Origin of the sequence: Rhizobium sp. BR 317 (assembly GCF_047445835.1) — a bacterium.
Classification (GTDB): Bacteria; Pseudomonadota; Alphaproteobacteria; order Rhizobiales; family Rhizobiaceae; genus Rhizobium; species Rhizobium paranaense.
In genome coordinates, this window is record NZ_JARWLB010000014.1 from 1 (window position 1) to 11,844 (window position 11,844).

The 11,844-nt window shown below is 56.5% G+C and carries 11 protein-coding genes; 4 read left to right on the forward strand and 7 right to left on the reverse strand.

The features are described 5' to 3' along the window. The 6 genes from QD357_RS20875 to QD357_RS20900 all read right to left on the reverse strand — a co-directional run. Positions 1-2,627 (reverse strand): PAS domain S-box protein (locus tag QD357_RS20875; protein ID WP_414124915.1); only part of this gene is annotated, 2,627 nt, incomplete at its 3' end. Positions 2,628-3,219: 592 nt separating this feature from the next. Beyond that, positions 3,220-4,365, reverse strand: coding sequence for an IS630 family transposase (locus tag QD357_RS20880; protein WP_414124916.1), 1,146 nt, complete (start codon positions 4,363-4,365; stop codon positions 3,220-3,222). Between the two features lie 178 nt (positions 4,366-4,543). Continuing rightward, complete coding sequence (locus QD357_RS20885) at positions 4,544-5,935, reverse strand: transposase (RefSeq protein ID WP_414124917.1); 1,392 nt, start codon at positions 5,933-5,935, stop codon at positions 4,544-4,546. Positions 5,936-6,310: 375 nt separating this feature from the next. Continuing rightward, positions 6,311-6,964 (reverse strand): BON domain-containing protein, encoded by a 654-nt coding sequence (locus tag QD357_RS20890; protein ID WP_414124919.1) that lies wholly within the window; start codon positions 6,962-6,964, stop codon positions 6,311-6,313. 81 nt (positions 6,965-7,045) lie between these two features. After that, on the reverse strand, positions 7,046-7,300 hold the full coding sequence (locus QD357_RS20895; protein ID WP_414124920.1) for a hypothetical protein: 255 nt from the start codon (positions 7,298-7,300) through the stop codon (positions 7,046-7,048). 255 nt (positions 7,301-7,555) lie between these two features. Then, positions 7,556-8,164, reverse strand: a complete 609-nt coding sequence (locus QD357_RS20900) for a DUF2026 family protein (RefSeq protein WP_414124921.1) — start codon at positions 8,162-8,164, stop codon at positions 7,556-7,558. A gap of 339 nt (positions 8,165-8,503) precedes the next feature. On the opposite strand from QD357_RS20900, the gene QD357_RS20905 reads away from it, so the two are divergent. After that, a complete protein-coding gene (locus QD357_RS20905; protein WP_183939823.1) occupies positions 8,504-8,674 on the forward strand; it encodes a hypothetical protein in 171 nt (56 codons plus the stop codon). A gap of 94 nt (positions 8,675-8,768) precedes the next feature. On the opposite strand, the gene QD357_RS20910 is transcribed toward QD357_RS20905, so the two are convergent. Next, positions 8,769-9,680, reverse strand: coding sequence for a hypothetical protein (locus QD357_RS20910; protein WP_414124922.1), 912 nt, complete (start codon positions 9,678-9,680; stop codon positions 8,769-8,771). A 281-nt stretch (positions 9,681-9,961) separates the two neighbouring features. Between QD357_RS20910 and queC the strand changes: the two genes are divergently transcribed. The 3 genes from queC to queE are packed head-to-tail and all read left to right on the forward strand — an operon-like array spanning position 9,962 to position 11,762. Next, entirely contained in the window at positions 9,962-10,672 is a 711-nt protein-coding gene (queC, locus tag QD357_RS20915; RefSeq protein ID WP_414124923.1) for a 7-cyano-7-deazaguanine synthase QueC, read from the forward strand. Next, positions 10,672-11,028, forward strand: coding sequence for a 6-carboxytetrahydropterin synthase QueD (gene queD / locus QD357_RS20920; RefSeq protein WP_183939481.1), 357 nt, complete (start codon positions 10,672-10,674; stop codon positions 11,026-11,028). The genes queC and queD overlap by 1 nt, the downstream gene beginning before the upstream one ends. Continuing rightward, a complete protein-coding gene (gene queE / locus QD357_RS20925) occupies positions 11,025-11,762 on the forward strand; it encodes a 7-carboxy-7-deazaguanine synthase QueE (RefSeq protein WP_414124924.1) in 738 nt (245 codons plus the stop codon). Before queD ends, queE begins: the two co-directional genes overlap by 4 nt. The last annotated feature ends 82 nt before the right edge of the window (positions 11,763-11,844 follow it).

Here is an 11,844-nt window from a genome sequence, read left to right on the forward strand (position 1 = left end):
TCTTTCGGGACTGCGCCACCGCAAAAGCGTCTTTCGGGACTGCGCCACCGCAAAAGCGCTTCGCAGCCTGTTACACGGCGCGATCGTAAGTTAATTAGCGGCTGGTAATGCAGCTCGAATTCGTTCCTCTCCAGCGCACCTCGGAGCGCAATCTTGATCTGCTGGTGCGCTTGCAGTTGAGCATGCATCGCCACATTAAAGCGTCTGTAAGTGCCCCGGCCGCTCGACTTCGCGCTATAAAGAGCGATATCCGCCGCTTTCATTAATTCATTCGCGGTCTCCCCGTCGTCGGGTGCAAAAGCAATTCCGACGCTCGCTCCGACAGTCGCGCTGACCCCTTCTATGGTAAAGGGCTCGTATAGCACGTCGATTATTCGTTGAGCGAGATGGCAGGCCCCATCTTCATCCGTTGCGGCAGGGAGTATGATAGCGAATTCGTCACCCCCCAGTCGCGCAACGATGTCTGTAGCCCTCACGCTCTGAACCAACCGGGCGGATACCTGCCGCAGTAACGAATCGCCGGCCGGATGTCCAAGCGTGTCATTGATAGCCTTGAAGCCATCGAGATCCACGCACAGTACTGCCACACTTTGATTTGCACGTCGTTCATTCAAGACGTGATCGAAGCTCTCGCGGAAGAACACCCGGTTTGCAAGCCCGGTCAGCATGTCGTGCTTTGCCATGTGAGCCATCTGTTTCTGGGCGAGGAGCTTCTCCTCCTCCGCCCGACGGCGCTCCGTTGTGTCTCGGCAGAAAATGGATATACCGTCTTGAGTAGGAGAAGCACTTGCCTCGATCCATCGATCGAGCGACGTTAAGTAGTCCTCGAAGAAGGAGCGCGTGCGCCGACTCATTACCTCCTGGCAATGCTTCGCAAAAGTTCCTTTCCTTTCTTTCGGGAATAGCGTCCAAAAGACCTTTCCAAGCGACTCGTCCCCAATTCGCAAAAGTCTTTTGGCATTTTCATTTAAATACCGGATACGCCACTCGGGGTCGAGGAGCATGACGCTCTCCATGGTGCTCTCGAGAACCGAGGAGAGCTGCTCGGCCGCAGCTTCTGCCCGTTTTTGCGCGTGGCTTATTTCCTCTTTGGCGCGCTTCGCTTCGGTGACGTCGCGCCAGATCGAAAGCATTCGAACCGGCTCCCCTTCGCGCCCCATAACCGGCGCTGCGATCACGTCCATGCACCTTTCCCTGTCATCGGCATCCCGAATGGTGATCTCGAAACGGGCCGTTTCGCCCGACCTGACCTTGGCCCAACCGGCCTTCACCTTTTTTGCGTCCGAGGCTTTGCCGATGACATCCCATGTGGTTTTTGTCAGCGGTGCCCCTTCAGCAAGACCGAATATCTTCCGACCAGCTATGTTCATAAGTAGAGGGTGCCCGTCGAGGTCGAGCACGCGCACGCAATCGGCGCTGCTGTCGAATATGCTCCGGATGAAGGCTTCCGATTGTTCTCGGGCGATCTCCGCGGCTCGGCGCTCCGTAATGTCGAGAACTGATCCGACATATCCGAGGAACGTTCCATCGGCAGAAAAGCGGGGATGGCCGACATCAATCACCCATGCCCAGCTCCCATCAGCCCGTCGCAAACGGTATTCGCAGCGTACCGATGCCCTGCCCGCCTTTGCACTGAAAAAAGCCTTCTGCACTTTCTCCAGATCTTCGGGGTGGATGACATCCACCCAACCAAAGCCAAGCGCCTCGGACTCCGTTTGGCCGGTGGTCTCTAGCCAAAGGCGATTGAAGAAACTTGTGTCGCCCGATGGATCCGCCATCCAAATCATCACCGGCGCATTATCAGCGATCGTCCGGAACTGTATCTCGCTTTCGCGCAAAGCCTCGATGGCGCGTCGCCTATCGTCGACATCCTCGAGGACACCGTACCAGCGGACGATTTTGCCAACGCCATTGCGTTTGGCGGCCGCGCGAACTCGAAACCACCGATAAGAGCCCGTCCGAGACAATAGCCTGTATTCATAGTCCAGCGGGTCGCCGCTCAAAAGAGAGTGGTGCCAATGCTCTACCAGTGCGTCAGCATCCTGCGGATGGACGGCTTTTCCCCAACCACTTCCGACTGTCTTCTCTACGCTCAATCCCGTAAACTCGGTCCAGCGGGGGCCAACCTCCAAAACGTTTCCCGCCGCGTCTGCAATCCAGGGAACTTGCGAATGAAGGTCGACGAGAGAACGATAGTGATCTTCGCTGGTTCGAAGAGTATCTTCGGCCCGACGCAGCTTCGTGATGTCCACGATGACGGCGACCAGAAATTTCTCCTCAGTCCCACCGGTGGGTATGTGCACGCAGCGTTTTTTGGTCAGCAGCGTCCGTTGGGCGCCATTTGCCGTCGTGACCTGCTCCTCGAGATGGTGTTCCTTGCCGGTTGAAAGCACGACCCTGTCCAGGGATACTATTCTGTCGGCCTCCTCCTTGGGCAAAAAGTCATAATCGGTGTGTCCCAGAAGCTCATCGCAGTCCCGACCCAGAAGTGCGCATCCCGAGCTGTTGACGAAAACAAACCGCGAGCGATCGTCCTTTACGATCACCGGCTCGGCAATGCCCTCCAGCAAATATTGGAAAAAGTCATGAGATTTCCTGGATGAGTTTTGTGAAAGCGGTGCGTTCATAACTCGACTGTTCCACCGAGCGGCCGTCAATCGACCCCGCTCGGTAGAGCCCTCCCTGGTTGTGCAACCTCGACAAACTCTTTTCAGTCGCAATTGGTTCCAGCCGGCGCTCACATTTCTGCGACCTCAGGGCGTGAAGATTTTCGATCGGACGCAGTCGGCGGACCTCAAACAATCGGACATCTGATTAGCAACTATCGGGAAACAATCATATTGAGCTGACACGCCAAATGAACGACGCCGACGCGAAAGGCAGATACCGACTGCAGAGACGGTGGATGCCTACAACTCGATGGAGCGTAAAGAAGCCGGAGTGAAAACTGATCCGTCAGGTTGTAAATGCGGCTAGCCAAAGGCGCATTGGCGGAACGAGGAGTAGTGGAGGCTAAAGCGGAAATGCTGAGTAGAATGTGCTAAAGTGCGGCGGGCGCCCGAATCTTGGCTGTAGCGGCCAGGCGCTCGCACCGGCTCGACTCGAAAAGCGCTCGCTTGCGATATCGATTACCGAGCACCTCCCATTCCGCATTTCAAGCATTGTACCACGACGCCGGTCCGAGACGACTAGTTCAACGTTTTCGTGGTTCGAATCATATCAGGCGGCGTCGGCGAGTTTATAGGACCATGTGTGGATGACGGGATGGCGATTGACGTCGTCGATGCCGGCCATAATGCGTTCCTTGAGTTCGTGCTTTGAGCTCACCCGGATGTGGCGCAGGACGGAGCGGGCGAATTTGGAGAAGAAGCCCTCGATCAGGTTGAGCCAGGAGCCGTGTTTGGGCGTGAAGGTAAATTCGAAGCGGCCTGCCGGTCGTTTATCGAGCCAGGCTTTGGTTTCTTTCGAGATGTGGGCGGAATGATYGTCGAGGATCAACTTGATGGCGGTGCCGGCCGGATAGGCGGCATCGAGCAGCTTGAGGAATTCGATGAACTCGCGGCTGCGGTGACGGTCTTTGACAAGCGCGTGGACCTTGCCTGTCAACAGGTCAATTCCAGCCAACAGGCTGAGCGTGCCATGACGCTTATATTCAAAATCGCGTGCAAAGGCCGGATGGACACCTGGCACGGGCGGCAAATCCGGCGCCGTCGTCGCGATCGCCTGGATTCCAGGCTTCTCGTCATAGGAGACGATCGCGACCGGCTTGCCCGATTTGTTCGATTTGGCGGCGGCCTTTTTCAGGACCTGGACCTCGCGATAGACACACAAGACCTCCGCCATCTTCTGCTCGAACTCGGCATCGCGACGTTCCAGATAGTAGCGCATCTTGTGSGGTTTGATTTCCTCCTGGCCAAGGAGCTTGCTGACCGTGCCCTGAACCAGGCGGGCCAGACAGGAATGTCCGGCCCCMGGTCCGTGCTCGCGCGCATGGCGGGCCAGCAGCCGCGTCGTCCACAGTTCGTGCGGATAGCCATGGTCCTTGGCCTTGTCGCACGCCAAAGACACCAGCCAGGCCTTGGCCTCCGRCGTGATCACCGGCTCCTTGCCCGGCCGCGGCCGGTCGTCGAGCGCCGAAAGCGGGCCATAGCTCTCGGCGCGCTCAACACAGCGCTGSACCGTYTGATGGTGCACGCCAAGTCTTCGTCCCACGGCAAAGAACGACGGGTTCTCCCGATAGGCCAAAAGCATAGCTGCCCGCGATACCCGGCTCGCCGGYTCGCTTCGAGACCGCGAAAGAGCCGTCAACGTTTCGATCTCCTGCTCGCTCATCGCCAACTCGATTACGCGCCGTCTGGGTGCCATGATGAAACTCCTCATTTGGATAACTCAAACCAGGAATCCGCCAGCCCGCTTCAGGTTCCATCAAAGGCCGCTTTCATGGAATCGCTCGTCTAGTTCAGGCTGGCGGAAGTTTGGACGCATTTTCTATGCGGTCAAGGGTTTGCCGGCCCATGTCCATTTGAACGGCTTTGCCATTGTCTCATTTGAAGTAGGCGATGAAGCGCTCAATGCGGTCTTTAAGATCGGCGGTGGAGGTGAAGGAGGCGCGGCGCAGCATCTTGCGCACCAGGATGGAGAACCAGATTTCGATTTGGTTGAGCCAGGAGGCGTGTTTAGGAGTGAAGTGGAAGGTGATGCGATGGCTCTGATCGCTGAGGAAGGCGGCACGGCTGGCCTTTGTTGCGAGAATGCCGTCGCGGCCTTTGCTGCCGAGTGTTGCTTCATCGATGCCGCACTGGCGCGCCACCAAGCGCACGACGCCTTCGGACTTATGGGTGTCGAGATTGTCGCAGACGATGCGCCAGCGCATGGCCGGGGCCGCCGAGCGCAACAGGCGATCGAGGAAGCTGACGAAGTCGGCTTCGGTGCGCGTGTTTGCAATGGTGCCGCCGACCTTGCCGGTGGCGACATCGAAGTGGGCGATCAGCGTTTGGGTGCCGTGACGGACATATTCGAACTCGCGCCGCTCGACCTTGCCCGGCTTGATCGGCAAGGAAGGGGCGATGCGTTCGAGCGCCTGGATGCCGGTCATCTCGTCGACCGACACCGTCTTCGTCGTCTTTTGGGCGGCGATGGCGCTGCGATAGACGCGGCACACATCGATGCATCTGGTTTCAAAGTCCGGATCGGGCTTGGTCCCGAATGCACCAGCGACAAGCAGGTCGGCGTAGTTCTCTTTGGCAGCCGATTGGATAACGTCAGCCGTCGGTTCTCCATGAGCCTGGATGGCGATGATCTCAACATTTAGGCCGGCATTGCGGAGTACGGTTGCGAATCGGTCGCGGGCCTTCTCATTGATCAGTTTCTCATCAATGACCGAGACTAACACAACTCGCGATGTATTCTCCAAAAGCAGCCGCGCACCCGTTAGCGCCCGCGATAGGGCAGCGCTTCCGTCCCACGCAATCGCTATTGTATCAATCCGCCCATAGAACTTGTCCAAGGGAAATAGGACAAGTGGCCGGCCGCTTTCAAATAGAACACTCTCGACAAGTGGCGCTGTTATCTCAGAAGCTTCCATGACCGAAAGCTCATAGGCGCGCGAAAGCTCGGCAAGGGCGCTTGCGACGAAAGGCTCCCATTCTTCGAAGGATTGAATCGAGGCATGTATGTCCGCCTTCTGCGCATAATCTTGGAATATCTCGATCAGTGCCGCTCCACTGTCGCGGCTAAATTGCTCGGCCTCGGAACTCGTTTTCTCCGCATCGGCTTTTGAGACGAACGGTCGCCGAGTGAGTGGTATCTTGTCATGCAAAACGCTTGCAGTGAGGTCGGTCTTTTGATGGCGTGCGAATTCGACCGCATTCTGAACGATGGTAAACGAACTGGCCTCCGGATAAGTGATCAATGGTAGATGGAATTGAGGTTTCATGCCGATCTCCTGCCACACGGTGCCGTAAATGGTTACTCGCGTCGCCCACTTTTGCATTGACGGACATCAACGTTACCAGCTTATAGAGCAGCTATCGGCCCCTTGTCGGAAGGATCGGCCGATGCAACAGGTTATCGGGTTCAAACTCAATTTCTCTCGCCCCAAGCCGGTGCCGTTCTTTACAAGTTTGCCGTCCACATATGGTTGCTACCGCCGACTTTATCAAAAGAGGGCCTTCAGACGTCGTAGGACGGTTGCGATCGACGGCCATCGAGGCACTCCGAAGGCGGCTTTCCCCAGCCATCGGACGCAGCTCAGTTGCAATAGCGTCGGGGTATTAGGTGGGAAGGGGGAGCAAGAGCTTCCTTCCTTATGTCAGCCGACACTAACATGAAGATGGTTTTCAACGACTGTAACGCTGGGGATAGACCATGCAGCCTGCTCTGCGACGCGCCGCTCGTTCAACGTATGCACATTGCCCTCAAGCACCACTTTATTGTCGGCCACACAAACGCTTATCGCATTGGCGTCGAGCTCCGCGTTTCGCAGAAATGCCTGCTCAATCTGGCTCTTGATGTCGGAAACACTTGGACGTGGCTGGATCGTGAGACGATTAGCGACGCCGATAACACCACCAAGCTTCTTGACGGCGTTTTCCGCAGCCATACGCTGAAAATTCCAACGGACCTCGCCTGATAGGGTCACCCAGCCCCTCTGAACCTGGACGTCAATGGCGCCGTCCGGAAGTGAGGTGTCCCAGGCAATGACATCAAGGGCGCGGCCCGCAATTTCGTCGTCAGAATGCGCTTTATGCCCTGGATAGCGAACTTCAATCTCCTCGGTTATTGCGCGGACACCCTTCACACGTTGCGTAATAAGTTCGGCTGCCAGTTTTTCTGTGTAGCTCTTCACGTGGCCAGACAGCGTGACAATACCATTGGTCACGGAAACACCGATATTAGCAGCGTCAACCTTGGGATCGAATTCCAGTTCGTCGAGGACATCCCGGCGAATCGTTAGATCGCTCATGTTTTCCTCCTTGAATACGGTTGAGGCGCCCACCTCAGTTCTAATCTTTGTCGCTGCAGCGTTCGGTGTCATTGCGCTCGGTCAAAAATGATTGCGGACTTTTAGCATCAGCTTTCTCATGATCATCACGAGAAGATTCGGCGAATGGTGCAGATTTTCAGCGCAGCGAATACCTGATGAGTGACAATCGTTCCTTCGGAAGTGCATGACGCAATCGCTATCATGCTGACGAGCCGTGCCAAACAGGCTCAACGTTCTGAAGTGGCGATACAAGTCGTAGTAGGGATCAGGTTGCAGTCGTTCGGCGATGGCCGCGCCAGCTCCTTCGCTTTTCACCCGGAGCCCGCATCCAACCATCAATCTTCGCATGTCTTGAGAAGAACAGGCACGGCCTTTTCGTGAACCGGATTCACTATGGCGTTCGCGTCAGTTGGCGCGCCACGTCTATAGGAGGCCTCTATAGGAGGCGAGACGCGAATGCCATTGGGTTCCCTCTGGCGTGTGGATTTCAGCGCCATATCCGATCTTTGATGCCGAAGCTCGAAAATTCGGTGCACGGCGCTTGCTCGGGTCTAGCAGTCGTTCTGAAGATTACCATGCACCAGCGAGCGAATTGCCGACAAGCGGAACGATCTTGGTTTTGCCCTGCTGGTCTCGAACCGTGATTGACGCCGGCATTTGCTTCGGTGACTTTCGGAACCAATTCGCGGCGACGGTGGCAAGGTCTCCGATCATCGGATGCTTGCGCCAGTCCGCAAAACGTCGGGTCATTGCGTCAGGCTCAGAGTGATAAAAGAAATCTCCGGATTGGGCGAGATCATTGATCGACGGAGCCATTGATGAATGCGGACGCTGAAACATCTTGGACGGCACTCTCAAATCCGGTGCGCTCTCGGGAAACGTTGGCGCCATGAAGTCGATTACCCAACCGTCCGCTTCGACCCAGCAGTGAAAGTTTTCACCGGCACCGGAAACGTAACCGTCTTCGCGGTGGTCAGCGAAAAGGATGTGCTTTCCTTCAAAATTGTAAGCGGCGAGACCACCCTTGGGCGTCGCCGCGATCTTATAATGGTGTTGGAGAATGAAGGCTCCAAATGTGCTGAAATACATGGAAGCCGTGGCAGGATTGGCGTTTTCGTTGATCAGCAAGCTATTGATGACCCTGTAGATCCGATGATAGTCGCTTTGCTTGACCAACATGACCGTTTGCCCCAATTCGATAGTCGGGCATGTACTAGGCGAGAGGAGGGGCATTGTAAACGCTGCCTCATTCCCCCTTTTCAGAACCAGACATTCCGCCAAGCGATCGATCGACAACATAGCTCAAAAGGCGAGTTGGAAAAAACAGATGCTGCGGATGGAACGATCAACCAGCAATCCGGAAGATTCAAACCTGCATTCTCAACTACGTTCCCCCCGCAAACATCMACATCTTTAATCGATTAAAATAAATTCAATCGTTTAAACTTTTTAATGCTCTAATTTACAAAGAATTTCTCCCGTGGCATTCAAAGAACATCAACGGCAGGGGAGGCCCCGATGCAAGAGCGTGAAACCGTACGGAAAGAAATCCCCGTACATGTAGTCGATCGTCTGGAAAATGAATGGCGGGTAATGCAGGTCGAGCGTTCGCCGGCAAAGCTTGTGCCTGAGATCGACGGGACCGATAAGATTACCTCTGCGCCGGGCAACGGCATTAACACACGCTGAGCACTACCGCGCTTGCTGCGGTTATCGGTAAAGCCTACATCCATCTCATCGAACGTTCTGCGCTTGGGATCCGAATTGATCGGGTCCCATTTCTTTATGCGGAAATTGCGCGTGGGCGGGGAACAAGCTCTTCGCCGGATGTCGCTGAATCATCGGGCTGGTTGAGCACCGCTTGGCTCACGGTGTCGACGATGGCGTATTTCTCGGCTTGATAGTTCCAGTATTCGGAGATGAAGTTTCGAGACAACCAGAAGCTGCTTTTGCCGGAGTTGCCGGCCCAGCCGACGCTTCCGAGGTCTGTCGCCTGTTTCAAAAGCCGCTTCAGATGCGAGCCCGAAATCATAAACCGGCTCTGGATGATCTTCAGCGAAATCGGGCCGATCAGGACCTTGTCCGCGGCGGGATCAATCTTGTCGATTCGGGAAAAGAGATAGTCCATCACCACACCGCCGGAGGTCGCCCAGTTGAACAAAGCGAAGGTTACGCCGGGATTCTGCAGGCTTTCGCTGTCCAGGATCATCTTGGCGATCCTGGGCTGCATCCGCGACACCGAAGCGGGGTCGGCGGTTGTCCTTGCCAGCCTGTCGCCGCCGTCCAGCGCGTCCAGAACCAGCAGATGCGTGTAGATCCAGCGAGCCATATATTCGTGGGTCGTTTCGGTAGGCTCCAGCAAGGTGATGCGGCGGTCAGAACTGCCGGCGATCGGCCGAACGAAGCGGTAGGCAACCATTTCCTTCAGGAACGCTGCGGCCGTATTGCGGCTCGCGATCTTATGCTTGACCGCGAAATCGATAAACCTGCCGGTATAGAGCGCCGGCGCGGGGCCGTCTGGATAGCCGAGAAACAGAGCATAGCCGGCATGTGCCAGAAGCCATCTTTGCTGCGCAGCAAAGATCGAGGCTATGCGGGGGTTCTCATTGTAGATCGCCATAAGTTCATGCGCGCTCTGTAATATAGCAGATAGGAAATGTTCGTTTTGCGCAAGTTCTTTTGCTGTGAAGGCCATAAGTGCCAACATTCTTTCAATGGTTTAGGATTGGCCAAGTCATCGCCTCAATAGCCGATATTTATAGGCTTTAAATACTAAATGTTTGTTTGTCTTGCCGGTTCCAAGGGGCTGCGATTTGCGTCGCCGTCGACGTGTTATAGCCCGCCAGGCTTATGACCATCATACCTGCGCCTCGTCGGGTGATCGCGCATGCCTTGCTTCTAACAGGGTCTGCTGCTAGGGACCCTTCCATAGTTTCCGGTCGCAGCCCACCCGGTCAAAACAAGGGATCACGCATTATGAAGACTATCGTCATCTGCTCCGGCGGATTGGACTCCGTTTCGCTCGCCCACAAGGTCGCTGCGGAACATCAACTTGTCGGACTCGTTTCGTTCGACTACGGCCAACGGCATCGCAAAGAGCTGGATTTCGCCGCCGCCTGCGCCACACGCCTTGGCGTGCCGCATCATATCATCGATATCACCACCATCGGCAAACACCTGACGGGATCAGCCTTKACCGACGATGTCGAGGTGCCGGACGGACACTATGCCGAGGAAACGATGAAGGCGACGGTCGTTCCGAACCGCAACGCCATCATGCTCGCGATCGCTTTCGGCCTTGCCGCCGCTCAGAAGGCTGATGCCGTCGCCGTTGCCGTTCATGGCGGCGATCATTTTATCTATCCGGATTGCCGCCCAGGCTTCATCGAGGCGTTTCAGCATATGCAGAACCAAGCCCTGGATGGCTATGCCAGCGTTTCGCTCTATGCACCCTATGTGAACATCTCCAAGGCCGACATCGTGACCGATGGTGCGAAGAACGGCACGCCGTTTGCCGAGACCTGGTCTTGCTACAAGGGCGGCATGCGTCACTGCGGCCGCTGCGGCACCTGCGTCGAGCGGCGCGAAGCCTTCCATCTCGCCGGTGTCGAAGATCCGACGGAATACGACGATCCGGATTTCTGGGTGGCGGCGACAGCAGGATATTCGGCCGAGGAGGTGAAATAATGTTCCGCATCACCAAGCAATTTCACTTCTCCGCCTCGCATCAGCTCACCCATCTTCCGGCCGATCATCAATGCGCTCGGCTGCATGGGCACAACTATATCGTCGAGGTGGAGCTTTCGGCTGCCGAACTCAATGCCGACGGTTTCGTCCGCGACTATCATGAGCTTGCGCCGCTGAAGCGCTATATCGACGAGCAATTCGACCACCGCCATCTGAATGAAGTTCTCGGTCATGATCGTGTGACATCGGAATATCTCGCCAAGCATCTCTACGACTGGTGCAAGCAACGCCTGCCCGAGACGTCGGCAGTGCGCATCAGCGAGACGCCGAAAACCTGGGCGGAATATCGGCCATGAGCGAGGCGCGCGAAACCACGATCCGCGTTAGCGAGATATTCGGGCCGACAATCCAGGGCGAGGGGGTATTGATCGGACTTCCGACCGTGTTCGTCCGAACCGGGGGCTGTGACTATCGCTGTTCCTGGTGCGATACGCTGCATGCGGCCGACAGCGAATATCGCGATCAATGGCAGCCAATGTCGGTCGACGAGATCTGGCAGGAGGTGACCCGGCTTTCCGGCGGTAAGCCGCTGATGGTTTCGCTTTCCGGCGGCAATCCGGCGATCCAGCCGCTCGGGCCGCTGATCGCCCACGGCCATGATCAAGGCTACAGATTTGCGCTGGAGACGCAGGCGAGCATTGCGAAGGCGTGGTTTGCCGATCTCGATGCGCTGGTGCTGAGCCCGAAGCCGCCTTCGAGCGGCATGGAGACGGATTGGGATGCGCTCGACGACTGTCTCCGCATGGCGGCAGACGGACCACAGATCGCGCTGAAAATMGTCGTTTTCGATGATCGGGATTATGCCTATGCACGCGATGTCGCTGCCCGCTTTCCGCATCTGCCGGTCTATCTGCAGCCCGGCAACCATACGCCCCCGCCGCCCGAAGCGGATGATGCAACAATCGATATCGAGGGCATCATGGATCGCATGCGCTGGTTGGTGGACAAGGTGACGTCAGACGGATGGTTCGAGGCGAGGGTTCTGCCGCAGTTGCATGTGCTGCTTTGGGGGAACAAACGCGGCGTTTAGTGCCGGCGTTGTTGGGCAATTCGCCGTCGTTCCATATGAACCTGGCCGACCGTGACTATGCCAGATGGGCCTGATTTTAGCC